Origin of the sequence: Herbaspirillum frisingense (assembly GCF_047325095.1) — a bacterium.
In the GTDB taxonomy this organism is placed as follows: domain Bacteria; phylum Pseudomonadota; class Gammaproteobacteria; order Burkholderiales; family Burkholderiaceae_D; genus Herbaspirillum; species Herbaspirillum frisingense.
In genome coordinates, this window is the sequence record NZ_CP168558.1 from 1,378,137 (window position 1) to 1,394,023 (window position 15,887).

General features: G+C 59.1%; 20 protein-coding genes. 18 read left to right on the top strand and 2 right to left on the bottom strand.

All coding sequences use genetic code 11. From position 1 onward, the window contains the following. Window positions 1-77: 77 nt before the first annotated feature. Window positions 78-572: a helix-turn-helix domain-containing protein gene (locus ACEOAC_RS06350; RefSeq protein ID WP_413443287.1), complete on the bottom strand. Its 495-nt coding sequence runs from the start codon at window positions 570-572 to the stop codon at window positions 78-80. Between ACEOAC_RS06350 and ACEOAC_RS06355 the strand changes: the two genes are divergently transcribed. The 5 genes from ACEOAC_RS06355 (at window position 550) to ACEOAC_RS06375 (ending at window position 5,297) form a co-directional block, all read left to right on the top strand. Further along, a complete protein-coding gene (locus ACEOAC_RS06355) occupies window positions 550-828 on the top strand; it encodes a transcriptional regulator (protein ID WP_413443288.1) in 279 nt (92 codons plus the stop codon). The two genes, ACEOAC_RS06350 and ACEOAC_RS06355, sit on opposite strands and share 23 nt — an antisense overlap. 314 nt (window positions 829-1,142) lie before the next feature. Beyond that, window positions 1,143-1,754 carry a hypothetical protein gene (locus ACEOAC_RS06360; protein WP_413443289.1) on the top strand — a complete coding sequence of 204 codons (612 nt, stop codon included), beginning with the start codon at window positions 1,143-1,145 and terminating at the stop codon, window positions 1,752-1,754. A 14-nt stretch (window positions 1,755-1,768) separates the two neighbouring features. Further along, on the top strand, window positions 1,769-4,126 hold the full coding sequence (locus ACEOAC_RS06365; protein ID WP_413443290.1) for a DUF5906 domain-containing protein: 2,358 nt from the start codon (window positions 1,769-1,771) through the stop codon (window positions 4,124-4,126). A 273-nt stretch (window positions 4,127-4,399) separates the two neighbouring features. Beyond that, window positions 4,400-4,630, top strand: coding sequence for a hypothetical protein (locus ACEOAC_RS06370; protein WP_413443291.1), 231 nt, complete (start codon window positions 4,400-4,402; stop codon window positions 4,628-4,630). Beyond that, a complete protein-coding gene (locus tag ACEOAC_RS06375; RefSeq protein WP_413443292.1) occupies window positions 4,614-5,297 on the top strand; it encodes a hypothetical protein in 684 nt (227 codons plus the stop codon). Before ACEOAC_RS06370 ends, ACEOAC_RS06375 begins: the two co-directional genes overlap by 17 nt. A 174-nt stretch (window positions 5,298-5,471) precedes the next feature. Here ACEOAC_RS06375 and ACEOAC_RS06380 read toward each other — a convergent pair whose 3' ends face one another. After that, a complete protein-coding gene (locus tag ACEOAC_RS06380) occupies window positions 5,472-6,005 on the bottom strand; it encodes a hypothetical protein (RefSeq protein WP_413443293.1) in 534 nt (177 codons plus the stop codon). A gap of 445 nt (window positions 6,006-6,450) precedes the next feature. Between ACEOAC_RS06380 and ACEOAC_RS06385 the strand changes: the two genes are divergently transcribed. From ACEOAC_RS06385 to ACEOAC_RS06445, 13 genes are all read left to right on the top strand, one after another. Then, on the top strand, window positions 6,451-6,903 hold the full coding sequence (locus tag ACEOAC_RS06385; RefSeq protein ID WP_413443294.1) for a hypothetical protein: 453 nt from the start codon (window positions 6,451-6,453) through the stop codon (window positions 6,901-6,903). Window positions 6,904-6,976: 73 nt separating this feature from the next. Further along, on the top strand, window positions 6,977-7,288 hold the full coding sequence (locus ACEOAC_RS06390) for an HNH endonuclease (protein ID WP_413628749.1): 312 nt from the start codon (window positions 6,977-6,979) through the stop codon (window positions 7,286-7,288). Between the two features lie 116 nt (window positions 7,289-7,404). After that, window positions 7,405-7,938 (top strand): phage terminase small subunit P27 family, encoded by a 534-nt coding sequence (locus ACEOAC_RS06395; RefSeq protein ID WP_413443295.1) that lies wholly within the window; start codon window positions 7,405-7,407, stop codon window positions 7,936-7,938. Continuing rightward, window positions 7,880-9,613: a terminase large subunit gene (locus ACEOAC_RS06400; protein WP_413443296.1), complete on the top strand. Its 1,734-nt coding sequence runs from the start codon at window positions 7,880-7,882 to the stop codon at window positions 9,611-9,613. Before ACEOAC_RS06395 ends, ACEOAC_RS06400 begins: the two co-directional genes overlap by 59 nt. Continuing rightward, window positions 9,610-10,980, top strand: a complete 1,371-nt coding sequence (locus ACEOAC_RS06405) for a phage portal protein (RefSeq protein ID WP_413443297.1) — start codon at window positions 9,610-9,612, stop codon at window positions 10,978-10,980. The genes ACEOAC_RS06400 and ACEOAC_RS06405 overlap by 4 nt, the downstream gene beginning before the upstream one ends. After that, a complete protein-coding gene (locus ACEOAC_RS06410) occupies window positions 10,958-11,719 on the top strand; it encodes a head maturation protease, ClpP-related (RefSeq protein WP_413443298.1) in 762 nt (253 codons plus the stop codon). The genes ACEOAC_RS06405 and ACEOAC_RS06410 overlap by 23 nt, the downstream gene beginning before the upstream one ends. Before the next feature lie 60 nt (window positions 11,720-11,779). Continuing rightward, complete coding sequence (locus ACEOAC_RS06415; RefSeq protein WP_413443299.1) at window positions 11,780-13,036, top strand: phage major capsid protein; 1,257 nt, start codon at window positions 11,780-11,782, stop codon at window positions 13,034-13,036. A 90-nt stretch (window positions 13,037-13,126) separates the two neighbouring features. After that, the gene (locus tag ACEOAC_RS06420) at window positions 13,127-13,408 is read left to right on the top strand and encodes a hypothetical protein (protein ID WP_413443300.1); all 282 of its coding nucleotides are present in this window, start codon (window positions 13,127-13,129) and stop codon (window positions 13,406-13,408) included. Between the two features lie 10 nt (window positions 13,409-13,418). Continuing rightward, window positions 13,419-13,994 (top strand): hypothetical protein, encoded by a 576-nt coding sequence (locus tag ACEOAC_RS06425; RefSeq protein ID WP_413443301.1) that lies wholly within the window; start codon window positions 13,419-13,421, stop codon window positions 13,992-13,994. A gap of 35 nt (window positions 13,995-14,029) precedes the next feature. Continuing rightward, window positions 14,030-14,356: a phage head closure protein gene (locus ACEOAC_RS06430; RefSeq protein WP_413443302.1), complete on the top strand. Its 327-nt coding sequence runs from the start codon at window positions 14,030-14,032 to the stop codon at window positions 14,354-14,356. Then, on the top strand, window positions 14,349-14,822 hold the full coding sequence (locus ACEOAC_RS06435) for an HK97 gp10 family phage protein (protein ID WP_413443303.1): 474 nt from the start codon (window positions 14,349-14,351) through the stop codon (window positions 14,820-14,822). Before ACEOAC_RS06430 ends, ACEOAC_RS06435 begins: the two co-directional genes overlap by 8 nt. After that, complete coding sequence (locus ACEOAC_RS06440; protein ID WP_413443304.1) at window positions 14,822-15,163, top strand: DUF3168 domain-containing protein; 342 nt, start codon at window positions 14,822-14,824, stop codon at window positions 15,161-15,163. The genes ACEOAC_RS06435 and ACEOAC_RS06440 overlap by 1 nt, the downstream gene beginning before the upstream one ends. A 63-nt stretch (window positions 15,164-15,226) precedes the next feature. Then, the gene (locus ACEOAC_RS06445; protein WP_413443305.1) at window positions 15,227-15,880 is read left to right on the top strand and encodes a phage tail protein; all 654 of its coding nucleotides are present in this window, start codon (window positions 15,227-15,229) and stop codon (window positions 15,878-15,880) included. The last annotated feature ends 7 nt before the right edge of the window (window positions 15,881-15,887 follow it).

Here is a 15,887-nt window from a genome sequence, read left to right on the forward strand (position 1 = left end):
AACAGGCTAATCGGGTCGAGTGAGCCCTCACCGCGATGATTTCTCATGCAGTGGGTGAAGAGCGCAGAGCTGAAGGGTTACTTTTGTTGCCTCTTCCGAGTGAGCTCTTCGATCAGCTCAGCGTTGGCTTGTTTCGTATTTTCAAGATTCCTGAAGTATTCGTCTTGCTGTTTCGATGTGAGGCCTTCGAACAGCTGAAGCAGTGCAATCTGGCGCGCAGTCAGACTCGCCGGCACGTTGCTGTCGTTGGAGGCCGGCGCGATCTCCGGATCGTCGGTCTCCATTCGTAGATATTCGGCGCTGACCCCCAGCACCTTTGCGATATCCAGCAGGCTTTCCCCGTACCCCCTGATACCCGATTCGATGTTGCCAATTGTTCCCTGGGATAAGTGGGCCTTCTGCGCGAGCTGTGCTTGCGTCAGGTGCTTGGCTTTTCGGGTGGCGCGCAGCCGTTCCCCCAGGGTTTCTTTGTTCATGGCGCGGATTAAATCACTTCTGTGAATCACAGAGGTGTTGACGTAAATATCACTGTGGTGATTAAATGCCGGGATGAAACCACTCGATAAAGCCATCGAACTCTCCGGAGGGGTGTCCAAATTGGCGCACCTAATCGGGGTTCGCCAGTCGGTCATTAGCAACTGGCGAGCACGCGGCACGCTGATCGAACCACTCTTATGCGCACGTATTGAGCGAGTGACAAAGGGCGCGATTACCCGCCAGCATTTGCGGCCTGACGATTGGCAGGAGATCTGGCCCGAGCTGGTTACCGTTGGTGAATCGTTACCGCTGTTCGCTGGAGCCACGTATGCAGTCCAGGATGTGCGGTAGCGCCCGATGTCCCAAGGGAAAGCACGTGCAGCTGATCGCCAGGACGGAGACGCCTGGCGAGAAGCGGAAATAGTTCTTCGGCTGGCAGCGCCGCGAGCCCGACGAATGATGCAGCCGACTCGGTGCTCAGAATCGCTTCGCAGTCAGAGAGGGTCTGGCGGACGGAGCTGTTGACGAGAGGGGCGATCACCGCGAGGTTGTGACGGGACAGTTTTGAGGCGAACTGAATTATCACCAGGTAGCGATGCATGGTCATGGCGGGTGCGCATTCTTATTGATGAGCATTCAATTTAATTTCCAGGGGACGAAAAGTCATGCGTAATGAAACGCACACGCCGATTTCCATCGTGGCCACCTACGTGGACATGTGGAGAAAGCGAATCGACGCCAGCCGCGAGACGATCGCGGTATTGATTGTCGAAGCACATGAGCGCATAGGCGGGCCAGCAAACACCGGCATCCGATTCGAGCCGCCAACCCAGGACAGCTTCACCAGGTCGCGCGTAATTGCCGACCGCATCTTCCGCTGGTTGGATGATCGCTCGAAGGACACCAACCTGCTTCCCACCAATTTCCTTCCATCGCTCTTGGCCGCAATGCCGGCGGACATTTGCCTGCGGTGCATCAACGATCTGCTCACGCCACTGCACCTGGTCGCAGGGAGAGTGGACGCCGAGCTGTCCGGCGAGATGGATGCGGTGCGGCACCTTGCAGCGGTGGCGAAAGAGAGTGGTGAAGCCATCGGGGCGCTTAGCCTAGTGGTGGCGATGCCGACCCTGCCGGCCATGGAAGCGGCGGTCAAAGAGCTGGATGAGGCCATCGAATCCAAGCGCAGCGCCCGCCGCGCGCTTCGTGGCGCCATCCTGAAACTGCGCGGTGCAGGAACCCGATTCATCTCGGTGGTCCGCAAGGGGGCCGGCCGGTGATCAAGGATGTTGCAATGATTCCGCAGTCCCTCAAGGACCGTAAGCAATGGCTGATTTGGCGCTTTGAGCCCGGTAAGAAAAAGCCGCTAAAAGTGCCGTACTGGCCGAGTGGAAAGAAGCGTCACGGAACACAAGGTGATGAGAAGGACCGTGCCCTCCTGGGGACATTCGATACCGCCCTCATGGCTGCAACGGCTGGCGGCTTTAGCGGAATAGGCTTTGCCTTCCTGCCCGATGACGGCCTGATCGGTATCGACATCGACAAGTGCATCGACGGAGAGGGCGTCATCAGTGAGCTGGCCCAGGAAGTGCTGGCGCTATGTCCGAGCTACGCTGAGCGCTCCCCGTCACGGACCGGATTCCATATCATCTGCGAAGGGAAGACCGAGACCTTCAAGTCCAATCGAGTGGGCCTGGAGGTCTTTTGCGGCAGCCAGTTTTTCACATTCACCGCCGATTCCCTTTCACCCGACTTAGTCGAGCTGCAGCCGATCACGGAGACGGCATTATCGCGCCTAAGGGAGCTGGTTGACGGCGGTAAGAGCAAGGACATCGAGCGGCCGGCCGATCCGCCGCCTGCCCTTAGCGACCGAGCCAGGCTTGAATCAGCGCTGGCTTACATCCCGGCCGATGATTACCACAGCTGGATAAAGGTGGGCATGGCCGTCTATAGCGTCCTGGGCGATGCGGGCTTTGCAGTGTGGGATTACTGGTCTTCCAAATCCGATGGCTATGGTGGCCAGGAGGACTGTCGCAAGCACTGGAAATCGTTTGGCAGTGGTGTGAAGGTGACAGAGGCAACGATTTATCGCCTTGCCATTGATGCGGGCTGGAAGCAGCCAGCGCCTGCCAAGACTGGGCCTCCGCGTGCGAAAGCAAAGGCGAAGACGGCCGCTGATGGCGAATCTCCCCGACCCCCTGGATGCGAAGGAGATGCCACGGTTGATGCGGAGGATGAGGGAGGTCCAGCACATGGCGGTGCCGAGCCGCCCCCCGAGTTTGATGCCGCTGCGCCGCCGGCAGAGGGGGCGGGGGAGGTGCCGAAGAAATCCGGCAAGCCTCCGAAAGTGCGGCCGCCTGAGTTCTGGGAAACACGTGACTACCTCCTGGAGCACTTCGTCCTGTTGTACGGCACCAGTACGGCCTGGGACACCGTCAACAAACTGCAGATCAAGGTGGCCGATATGCGCTTGGCTTTCGGCACCGATGAAGTGAAGTACTGGCTGGGTAACAGCGAGCGCCGAATGGTCAGCTCGGACAAGCTGGTCTTCGACCCAACCGGGAAGGTCGATGATGACCCTGAATACGTCAATATGTACGACGGATTCGCCATCGAGCCGAAGAAGGGGGAATGCGGCCTGATCCTGGAGCTGCTACTGCACCTCTGCGATGGCGACACGGACATGTTTGTGTGGATCGTGAAGTGGATCGCGTACCCGTTGCAGTACCCCGGCGCGAAGATGGCTACATCCATCATCATGCACGGCGATGAAGGCTCAGGCAAAAATCTGTTTTGGGAAAAGGTGGTGCGGCGCATCTACGGTCAGTACTCCTGGGTGATCGGTAATGCGCAAATCGAATCGCAGTTCAACGAATGGGCCTCCCGAAAGCTGTTCCTGGTGTGCGACGAAGTGGTCACGCGCAACGAACTGAAACAAATCAAGGGGAAGCTGAAACACATGATCTCGGGCGAGGAAATCCCGATCAACCCAAAGAACCTGCCCGAGCGATACGAGGCGAACCACATGAATTTCGTCTTCCTGTCGAACGAGCTGCAGCCGCTCGCCTTGGACAAGACAGACCGTCGCTATCTGGTGCTATGGACGCCGCCGAAGAAAGACGAAGAGTTCTATCGCTCCGTGGCCGACGAGATTGAGAACGGTGGCCTGGAGGCTTTCTTTTACTACTTGCGCGAGGAAGTCGATTGCACCGATTTCTCGCCGCACACTAAGCCGCTCGACAGCCGGGCCAAGCAGAACCTGATTGCATTGGGCCTGACCGCGCCGGAGCGCTTCTACCGCGAGTGGCAAGCGCAAGCACTGCCGTTGCCCTTTATGACATGCAGCGCGATGCAGCTCTACGCTGCCTTCACCAGGTGGTGCCATCTCAACGGCGAGCGCTTTCCGCCTACTCAGACGCTTTTTGGCCGGACGGTGGAGCGAATAGCCGGCGACGCGTTGAGACGGAAATTGGTGGAGTACGACCTCGGTGACGGCGCAGGGGCCAAGCAACGGACGGTCTATTTGATCGGTAAGCCGGCCGAGGGTGTGTCATTGAAGGAGTTTGCGAAGAATGGAAGCGATCTGTTTCAGAAGGATCTGAACCGCTATCGACGTGTGTATGACCAGCAGGAGAGTGGAGGTGAACACTAACCCTTCACCTGCCATTCAACTATTCATAGCTTGAATGCCGCGCGGGAAAAGGCTTTGTGAATAGTTTGAACAGTGTGGGGAGTTTTAATCGGGGCCTTCGTATGCGTGCGCGCGTGAGGGATGTTTGGTTCTTGCTTTGGGTACCTTTTTTAACTATTCAAACTATTCAAACCATTCATAAAGTCAATGCTGATAAGGCTTTCAACGCATTGATAGTTAGGTGAACAGTATGAACGGTTTGCGAAAGGGGCTGAAATGAGGTCGAGGGACGCGATGCCGAAGACGGCGGCATTCATTGATTCGCTTCGATTGGCCTTCGGGGCCGGTTACATCAACAACGTGCTACGAAGGGGCATGCGAGGCCAACCGGTGTTCCACGCGACGGAAGGTGGGTTCGAACTCGGTACGCCGCTGGAGCGCGGCGCGGTAGCAGTGAAATTTGATCAATACGGCGTGTCGTACGTCGTGTCACTTGATGGGGAAGAAGATGCTGGTAGCAATTGAGCTGAACAAGGGAGCGATTTTCAAGGATGTGGGGCATGCGTTGCACACTGCGTTCGTCGTGATCGCCAATGAGGCCCGCCAAGGCTGCGTAACGCGCGCCGCATTGCTGAGGATTATGGAGTATGCGCCGAAGCTCTCCGATACGCAGGCGGACTGGTTCGAAGCTTTACGCGGTGCGCCTGCTGGGACAATCGATTTCTCCGGCCTGCGGGACGATGACATCCGCGCCCAGTGCGCACTCATCGTGTCGGCGGTAAGAAGCAAGCTGCCGGAAGCGGAGATGAACGTCGTGCTGGCGCGTTTCGGCGCCACCGACTACGAGGACGTCGACGGCTCGCGTCGATATGCTTTCTCCCGTGAGCGCTCGGACGCGATTCTGGCACTGGCAGATTGGATGCGGCCGCTGGTCAGGAACGTACCAGCTCAAGCGGTGGATCTTCTCTTGGCTCGCCTCTTTGCCGACCATGCCAAGACGAAGATCACGGTTCGCGAGCTGGCGGATTCGTTCAAGGGATCGCACATGAAGTTCCACCGGGCGGGCAAGGTTGTGCGTGAGCATGTGAAGCAGCTGGAAGTGATGGCCCATGCCCGGCTTCATCCCTATTTTGTAGAGCAGGGGATCGTCCCACCGCGCCGGCAGTTATCCACAACGAAAGAAAACGATTGACGGCGGTGTTACAGTTGGCTTATATTTTGTCCAGACTCGACGCACTTACGTTCAAAGCCCTGGAAAAGAAATTCTCCAGGGCTTTTTGCTTTTCAAGCCGACGTCCACATGTGCAGACGTCTGCGTTGTCTTGCTTGTCCGTTTCTTCGGCACGCCGCGCCATCAATGGAACGGTCACTTCACGGGTCTGTTTCGAAGGGCGTCATTGATCTCAAGTATTTCGTTGGCAATCTTCTGCTTCTGGTCAAGAAGCTGGATCGCGGTCATATGGTTTGACGCAACCGCTTGTGCATGCATTTCTGTGATGACGTCGAGAGTCACGGAAAGAGCTTGTAATCGTGCGGTTATGAGAGATAGCTCCGCCTGCTCACGCAAAGAATTGATGTTGTTATTACTGTCCGCTTGAGTGCGAGCCATCGACTCTTGTTGGAGCAATATTGTGAAGACTAGTCCAACTAGGGTAAGCGCGCTCAGAAATGGATTGAGAGAGCCGCCAATGAAATCACCGAACTGCCCCCAAGCTGCTTGAGCTGTTGAGACATCGGTCGCACCCTCTTTGCCAAAAATGTACTCTGAGAATGGTCCGAACCTTACGAAGTAGGCTACCAGAGTTAGACCGAAGACGCTGCCGGCAATCTTCACCATAGCTTTTGTTGCTTGCTCCAGATCCTCTCGGGACCATGCAGTTACTTTGCTTTTTATGTCCATGTTGTTGTCGTGAGATTAAGTTCAACGCTCTGAGGAAGGTTCCCTAGAGGCCAAGCTCGAAGGATACAACAAGCGAGCCTTTGGGTTTTCGGCTGGGCCGCGCCAGCGCCCACGGACCGAACGTGTAGCCATCTGTTGAGTTCTTTCTTCCGTGCGTGTGCACGAACGTTCGCCGCGCTTTGTCGCGGCTTTTTTATTCGGTGGTGCATATGTAAGTCGATTTGAATGGGAATGGCCCGCTGGGCCTGGGTGACACCTGGACCGAATGGTGCGATGTGGAGATCACGAAGGATGGTAGTGATCGCCCGGTCAGCATCAAGGCAATGCGTACGCCTAGTTGTTCCAGTTGCTCACGTTTGCCTTTTGTGTTTCTGGTCTTTTGTTTCGCTCATCTAGCCGGATTGTGAATCGGGTATAGTTTCATCTCTCATTTTGTGGAGGGGTTATGGAAATTGAGGAAAGCGTCGCTAGAGCGGCGATGATGCACAAGGCCTGCTTGAAGCACGCGTCAAAAATCAAGGAGATTCTTGCGGTGAAGCTGGTCGACGACGACTATGAATGGCGCGAGGCTATCGAATTGGTGGATGGAAGTGATGATGATAGCTTCGAGTTGCACGGCTTCTTTGGGCGCTTTGTGTTCCGATATCATTTCGGACGTGCCACGATGGGGAATTCGTTTGGCTACGTCGGTCGCTATTCGATCCGTCGCATCGAGCTAGATGGATCGGAGGTTGAATTCGCAGCATTACCGTTCGATGCGACAGGTAACCTTGCTGGGGCGGATGGCCGATTCCCTAACCTGGACGAACTGCAGCGGGCGGGTTACGAAAGAGCTAAGCGCGCGCTTGTCGGCCGGCTTTGTCAAAGTTGGCTTGCCGCTCTGCCTGAATTTCCTTGATTGATATTTTTGTCTCCGAGGCCCCGCTGAGTGCGGGGCTTTTTTTCATCTCTGCGATCAGCGAGGCTTGGCGATGGCGGCGTCTCCCTATAAGCACCTCTACAACACGAAGACCTGGTATCGGCTGCGGCATGCCCAGCTGACCGGGGTCCCGATGTGCGAGTTCTGTGCGAAACGCCGAAGGGTGCAGCCTGCCCAGGTGGTCGACCACATTAAGGCCCATCGTGGGGATGAGCGGCTGTTTCACGATCCCGCGAACCTGCAGTCGCTCTGCAAGCCCTGCCACGACAGCGTGAAGCAGCAGATGGAGAAGAGCGGCATCGAGCGTGGGTGCGACGAGAACGGCATCCCGGTGGACGCTGCGCACCATTGGCGCCAGGCCTGAGAGCGACGAGGCGGGTGGCGGTCAGATCTCTGGGGCGGTTCGACCTGAGACCGCTCGCTTCCCTCGATTTGCAGCGGCGGGAAATATGGAGGGGGGGGTATTCCCAGGAGGAACACATGGCAGGTAATCACAATTCGGGCCGGAAGGCCTTGCCGGCGAACGTCCACATGTTGCTGGGCAACCGCAGCAAGAAGGGCGCGGCTGACCTTGCCGGCTGCGCGCGGCCGGCGGTCGCGATTCCCGATCCGCCACCGCACCTCCGGGGGGCGGCGCTGGCTGAGTGGCACCGCATCACGCCGTTGCTGGAGGCGATGGGCGTGATCGCCGAGCAGTACATGGCCCCGCTGGCTGTCTACTGCCAAGCCTGGGCCGACTACGTGCGGGCCTACGAGAAGATCCAGCTGCTCGAAAGCATCGGCCAGGACGGCTATGTCGATAAGACGCCTTCCGGTTACAAACAGATGTCGGTGCACTACCAGGTCGCCAACCGTGCGGCGGACCAGATGAAGACTTTCGGCACCGAGTTCGGCATCACGCCGGCGTCGATAGCGAAGGTCTCCGGCGCCGCGCCGCAAGGGGATTTGTTCGGGTATGGAAACGACAAAGAAAAGGGCAACGAAAAGCCGAAAACGGACTACTTCAGCCGGTGATACGGTCGAGCGCTACGCTCGCGCGGTGGTCTCCGGCGATATCGTGGCAGGCCCCCATGTGCGGGGCGCCTGCCAGCGACACCTGGACGACCTGGTGCATGGCGGCGAACGCGGCCTGCGGTATGACGCCGAGGAGGCCGCCCGCGCGATCAATTTTTTTCCAGACGTCCTGCGGTTGACGGGCGGCGAGTACGACGGCATTCCCTACCAGCTGCTGGACTGGCAGCAGTTTATCGTCGGCTCAATCTTCGGGTGGAAGGGGGCCGACGGCTATAGGCGGTTCCGCACTGCCTATGTTGAGACCGGCAAGGGTTCGGGCAAGTCGCCGTTGGCCGCCGGCATTGGGCTGTACGGCCTGATGGCAGATGGCGAAGCTGGTGCGGAGGTGTATGCCGCCGCGACGAAGAAGGACCAGGCGATGATCCTGTTTCGGGATGCGGTCGCGATGGTCGACCAGTCGCCGGAGCTGGCCGCGCGCATCCAGAAGTCGGGTACAGGTCTGAACGTCTGGAACCTGGCCTGGCTGGAACGCCGGAGCTTCTTCAAGCCTATCGCGTCTGACGACGGCCAGTCCGGGCCGCGACCGCACTTCTCGCTGCTGGACGAGATCCACGAGCACAAAGACGGCTATGTGATCGAGATGCTGAAGGCCGGCCAGAAGAGCCGCCGCCAGCCGCTTTTGTTCGGGATCACGAACAGCGGCATCGACAAGACCACGGTTTGCGGCGACTACCACGACTATTCCGCGAAGGTGTGCTCCGGCCAGCTGCAGGACGACACGTTCTTCGCATACGTGTGCGCTGTGGACGTCGGTGACGACCCGTTCAAGGATGAAGGGTGCTGGCCGAAAGCCAATCCGAGTCTGCGCTTCGGTCTGCCCGGCTATCGCTACCTTCGGGAGCAGGTCGACCAGGCGCGCAACATGCCGAGCAAGGAGAGCACGGTCCGGCGGCTGAACTTCTGCCAGTGGGTCGCGGCAGAGTCGCCATGGATCGGTTCCCACGTCTGGTTCCAATGCCAGGACAAGGAGTTCGACGTCCAGCGCCTGATTGGCCGTCGCTGCTTCGGAGGCTTGGATCTGTCCAGTACGCAGGACTTGACGGCACTCGCCCTGCAGTTCGAGCCGGTGGACGACGATCCGTTCTGGCGCCAGCTTGAGTGGTTCTGGTTGCCTGGCGACGGTCTTCATAACAAAGCCGAGCAGGACCGCGTGCCGTACCTGGTGTGGCGCGATGGAGGTCACCTGGAGGCGCTGGCCGGGCGGGCAATCAACAAGCTCGCGGTCGTGAAGCGGTGCGCTGAAATCGCGGCCATGTACGACTTGCAGGCGCTGGCCTACGACCGCTGGCGCATTGAGGATCTGAAAATGATTTGCGATCAGGAGGGCGTGACGCTGCCGCTAGTGGCATTCGGCCAGGGCTTCAAGGACATGGCGCCGGCGGTCGATGAGTATGAGCGGCGACTCCTCGAGGCGACGCTTCGGCACCGGGGTAATCCGGTAATGACCTGGTGTGCGGCCAACGCCGTGGTCGCCAGCGATCCTGCGGGCAACCGGAAGGTTGAGAAGAAGCGTGCGACTGGTCGCGTGGATGGAATCATCGCGAACCTCATGGCGACCGGCGCCAGCATGGCGGCCGTTGAGCAGACTACAGAACCTGGAATTTTGATCCTATGAATACATCTCAACCCTGGTACAACGAATCTCGTGTTCATCAGCAGGGCAGTACGATCTTGAACAGCTGGCGTGCCGACCGACAGGCTGCACGGTCGGCGGCGCCTCAAGCCGCCACACCTGTTTCCGAGGTGACGCGCGGGACCGAGATGTTCGATGTGCTGACCGGTGGCTTCGGACCAGCCAGTGCTGGCGTCCCGGTGAACGAGCAGACCGCCATGTGTGTCTCGGCCGTTTATGCGTGCGTGGCGCTGATTGGCGGCGCCATCGGTGCATTGCCCTTGAACCTGTTCAAGCGCAACGCCGACGGCCGCGACAGCTATGCCAGTGATCTCTGGTGGCTGTTCAATGAGCAGCCGTGGCCAAACTGGACGGCGGGAAGTGCCTGGGGATTTGCGGCACAGTCAATCGGCCTGCGTGGCGACGGCTTCTGGCGGATACATCGTGTGACGCCATACACAAATCAGATCCAGGGCTTTGAACCTTGCCATCCGGCTCGTATGCTCGTGGTGCGACAGAGCGGGCGGAACTACTATCGCTACATCCAGGACGATGGCACCGAGGTGGTCATCGACCAAGACGATATGCTGCACTTTCCTGGCGTCGGCTTCGATGGTGTGCGCAGCCTGAGCCCGTTACGAGCAGCGCTGCGGCCGCAAGCCGGGATCGCTCTGGCGGCGGACGAGTTTGCGGCTGCTTTCTTCCGCAATGGCGCACGGCCAGACTTTGCATTGAAGACCACGGGCAATATTACGAAGGAGCAGGCCGATTTGCTGCGGGCGACCTGGGCGGAAAAGCACAGCGGTGTGCACAACGCGCACCTGCCTGCGGTGCTCACCGGCGGCCTCGATGTCCACCAGCTGACGATGAACGCGGAAGATGCCCAGCTGCTGACCACCCGTAAGTTTCAGGTCGAAGACATTGCCCGGATCTACGGCGTGCCGCCGCACATGATCGGTTACACGGAGAAGACTACCAGCTGGGGCAGCGGTGTCGAGAATATGTCCATCGGATTCGTCCGCTACACGCTTGCGCGATACCTGACCGGCATGCGGCAGGAAATCAATCGGAAGATCTGGCCACGCAACAACCAGGTGTTCTGCGAGTTCAATCTCGACGCGCTGCTCGAGGGCGATGCCACGGCGCAGGCCGCATATTTTTCGAAGGCCCTCGGCGGTCCTGGTACGCAGGGCTGGATGACCATCAATGAGGTGCGGCATTTGAAGAACCTTAAGCCGCTGCCCGATGGCGACCGCCTGGTACAAGCCGGCGCCGCAGCGGCGCCTGAGGACAACCCGCCCTCGCAAGAAACAACCGACACACCTAAGGGGAACGACGATGCACCCGATGCAGAAACTGCTGGTCAGTAACCGCCGTCAAGGCAAATTCGAAGTGGTGGCGACGGCTGGCGCCGATGAGGCCACCGTCTACCTCTACGACATGATCGTCTCGAGCGACGACGAGGCGGAATGGTGGGGCGGCGTAAGCCCGCAGTCGTTTGTGAAGGCGTTGAACGAGATCACCGCCAACACCATTCACTTACGCGTCAATTCTCCCGGCGGCTCGGTCTTTGCTGGCCGCGCCATTGAGCAGGCGATCCGTGAGCACAAGAGCAAGATCATTGTGCACGTGGATGGCATCGCGGCCAGTGCAGCCTCGTTCCTGATCATGGCCGCCGACGAAATCATCATGGCACCGGGTAGCTTCCTGATGATCCACAAGGCCTGGACCTTCAGCTACGGCAACGCGGACGATCTGCGCAAGCAAGCTGACGTGCTGGACCAACTGGACGCCAGCTTCGTACGGACCTATGCCAAGCGCAGCGGCCAAGGCGAGGAGCAGCTCGCGACCTGGCTGGCGGCCGAAACCTGGTTCTCGGATCAAGAGGCAGTGAGGCAAGGCTTCGCCGACAAGGTGGCCGATGAGGAAGCGCCGAAGGACCAGGGCGTGAACTGGAATTTGGCGGCGTTCGAGCACGCACCCTCTGCGACCATCCGTCCGGCCGCGCCGCCCAAGGCCGTCGCCGAAACGCCCAAGGATCCGGCGCCCGAGCCCGTCGACCGTGAGAAGCTGATGCGTGCCGCCCTGAAAGCAATGATTCCCGCCTGACGCTCACGCGCTGGCATTTAACCAAGCCGCCGAAAGGCGGCATTTTTTTTGGAGTTTTCGATGAGCAAATTGCAAGCCCTGCGTGAGCGCCGCGATGTTGTGGCGCGCGCCCTGAATGATCTGGTCGACAAGGACAAGACCCCCGAATGGAAGTCCGAGCACCAGGAGAAATATGACGCTGCCATGCGCGAGATCGCGGACATCGATGCGCAGATCAAGCGCCACAACGAGGCGATGGCCGCGATTGGCGCCGCCGGCACCGAAGGCAATGTCGATCCGACGCTGCGCAACGAGTTCACCCGTACCCCTGGCGCCCACGGCAACAACGACGGCGCGCTGCGCGCCTACCTCATGAACGGCTTCCAGGGCCTGGACAATGAGCAGTTGACCTCGCTGCGTGCTCGCCAGAACCAGGACATCCGCAATGCCATGTCGACCACCACTGGCACCGAAGGCGGCTACACCGTGGCCACCGAGTACTACCGCCAGTTGACGCAGGCCTTTAAGGCAATGGGCGGCCTGCGCGCCTTGGCAACCATCCTGCAAACCAGCACCGGGGCGCAGATGAACTTCCCGACCGCTGACGCCACTTCTGAAGTCGGCGAGATCGTTGGCCAGAATACCGCAGTCACCACCGGTGAAACCACGTTCGGAAACATCTCGATGGACGTGTACAAGTATTCGTCCAAAAAGATCGCAGTGCCGTTCGAACTGATCCAGGATTCGATGTTCGACATCGAGGGCTACATCAATAGCCTGCTGCAGATCCGCCTGGGCCGTATCACCGCCCAACACTTCACCACCGGCACCGGCGTGAGCCAGCCGCGCGGCCTGATCACCGCCACCCAGGTGGGTAAGGTTGGCGCCACCGGCCAGATCAATTCGATCACCTACGATGACCTGGTCGACCTGGAGCACTCGGTGGACCCGATCTATCGCGCAGGGCCGAAGGTAGGCTGGATGATGCACGACACGTCGGTCAAGGCGGTACGCAAGATCAAGGACACTTCCGGGCGCCCGATTTTCGTGCCTGGCTATGAGCAGGGCAATCCGGGCGGTGCGCCTGATCGGCTGTTGAACCGCCCTTTGGCCGTGTGCCAGGAGATGCCAGTGATGGGGGCCAACGCAAAGTCCGTGGCCTTCGGCGATTACAGCCGCTACATGATCCGCGAGGTCATGGACCTGACCATCTTCCGTATGGCAGACAGCGCGTTCGTGCTGAATGGCCAGATCGGTTTTGTCGGCTTCAACCGCCAGGGCGGGAACCTGATCGACGTCGGTGGCGCCGTCAAGACCTACCAGAACGCCGCCAGCTAAGAAGAGCTGCAGATTCCACAGGGCATCTCTGGTGCCCGTTGTAATGAGGGGCCGGCCAACGGTCGCAACTCAAACTCACAGGAGAAAATCATGGCAAGAAAGAAAGTTCGCATCTTGGTCGACGCAGTCATTGATGGCCAAATTTACAAGCCCAACCAGGTGGTGGATTTCGACGATGGCAAGGCCAAGGTGGTCGTCAAGGCAGGCCAGGGCGACGACAGCAAAGAGGCTGTGCAGTACGCGCTTGGCCAGCCCGGTGCTGAAGTGGTAACTCATACCGTCCTCGAGGCGGAAGAGCCGGCCAAGCCGGCCGGCGGCGAGGGTGGCGGAACGGGCAGCGGTGCGGGCGGCACCCTGCTGCCGCAGGCCTGAGGAGCGCGGCATGCCGTTAATTACTCTTGAAGGCCCCGCGACGGAGCCCATCGACGCTGATGTGGTGAAAAGCTCAGCGCGTATTGACGGCACTGCCTTCGACTCGCAGATCGCCATGATCATCCCGGCGGTTCGTCGGTCGGCTGAGCGTGCGCTCGGCCGCCGTTTGATTACTCAGCAGCTGATGCTGGCGATGGAGCGATTTCCATGCGGGCGCATTGACCTTGAGGTGCCGGACGTCGCCGAGATCCTGCACGTGAAATATCGCGACCCCGGCGGTGAACTGCAGACGATGGATCCGTCGCTCTATGAATTAGCGGACGGCGGCGAGGTGACGCCTGCAGCTCTTGCGCTGGCACCTGGGGCGGTGTGGCCGGCTGTTCTGGCTGGACCGCGCTGCGTTCAAGTAGCGTTCAAGGCGGGCTATGGCGAGAAGACGGATGTGCCGGAAGACATCCGCCTCTGGATGGTGGCACATGCCGCGCAACTGGTGAACCAGCCCGAGGGGCAGACCGAGTCGACGCTCAAGCCGTTACCTTTCGTTGACGGCCTGCTGGACAGTTATAAGGTGCTGCGCGTCAGCTAAGCAAAAATGTGCAGACGTCTGCACAGGAGAATCAGATGCGACCAGGTGAACTCAATCGCCGCATCGTCGTGGAGCAGGCCTCCAACGTCAAGAATGATGACGGAGACCTTGTCTCTAGCTGGGCCACGGTGGCCGAGCTATGGGCGCGGAGGGCGGACGTCTCAGGGCGCGAACTTGAGGCCGCGATGGCGAAGGATGTTGAGATATCGGTGAAATTCGTCATCCGCTATCGCACGGGCATCTTGCCTAATATGCGGGTGGTGCTGGACGGTCAATACTATCGGGTGATTGCTGCACTCGATAAGTCTGGACGCCGCGAAGAGATGCAGATCTATTGCGCAACGGGATTGCTCGATGGCTAAGATGGAAGTTGATGGCTTTGACGACGTGATCCGCCTCCTAGAAGGTCTTCCCGAGAAGGTCGGTTCCGACGCGTTGCGGTCAGCAGCGAATGCTGGTGCCTCGATTATCAAGGCCGAGATTATTGCGCGCGCACCTCGGCAGCGTGGAATTCTCGCCGCCAACATCTACCAAAAGCACATCGAGGAGGTCTCATCGGCGACCTCCCAGACCTACCATGTCTCTTGGCGCAAGAAGGGCGAGGATGATGTGCCGTTCTACGGGGCATGGGTGGAGTACGGGCATTGGTATATCCCGCGTAAGCCTGACGGAATCACATGGAAGAAGCATCGCACCGATTCCAAGCCAATCTTCGTTGCGGCCCATCCTTTCCTGCGGCCAGGATATGAAGCGAAGAAGGGCGCAGCGCTCAAAGCCATGCTGGAGCGGCTTTCGGAGCGGGTATCGGAAGCATTGAAGGGGATGTAATGATCGAAAAGACTGTAATGGACTTGCTGAATGATCTGGTGCAGAACCGGGTCTTCTTTGATCAAGCGCCAGCCGATGTAGATCGTCCCTACATCATCCTTCAGCAGGTTGGCGGCGAGCCCATTGAGTTTCTCGAAGGTCCATCTGGAAAGGACTTCGTGCGCTTGCAGATCGACGTTTACGCAGGGACGCGCACCTCGGCCAATGCGCTGATGTCGCAAGTGAGGTTCCGTTTGGATGATTTGCAGGCGTCTGCAATCGGTGCGCCGTTCAGCTTGTATGAGGCGGCGGTAGAACTCTATCGCCGTAGCTGCGATTTCCGGATTTTGGCGCCATCGTAGGCGCTGAACAGAATTCATCAACAGGCCCCTCATGGGGCCAATTTTTTTTGAAAGGTCACAATCATGGGCTTCAAACTGCCTGATGGCGCAAAACTTTTCGTCGCCGCTACACTCGATGTTGTCGTTGCGACGACAGCGGTATCCAATGCCGCTGAAGCCGTGGCCCAAGTCGGTGGTTCGGCGGATATCGATGTCGGTGACATCGTCATCGTGAGTTCACCCGGATGGCTGAAACTCAACCAACGTGTCGCCCGCGTCAAGGCATTCGCGGCCGGCGCTGTGACGCTCGAAGGCATCAACACTTCTGACATCGAGCAATTTCCAGCAGGCGATGGTGTTGGCAGTCTCCAGAAGGTACTGACCTGGCAGCGAATTCCTCAGGTGAGCTCGTTCGACTCCTCGGGAGGTGACCAGAATTTCGTCACCGTTGAGTTCCTCGACGATGATCAGCAACACCAGGTCCCTACCACCAAGAGCCCTCAGACCATCTCCATCACGGCAGCCGACGACCCGACGTCACTTCATAGTGCTGTGCTGGAAGCAGCCGACGCGATTGGCGCCATTCGTCCTCTACGGCTGGCGTTGAAGGGCGGCTCGGAGATCTACTACAACGGCTACGTCTCCTACAACCCGACGCCTGTCCTGTCCAAGGGCAACGTCATGACCACCAAGGCATCGCTCGCTCTGGTGTCTCGTCCCACCCGTTATGAGTCTTGAGGTGCTG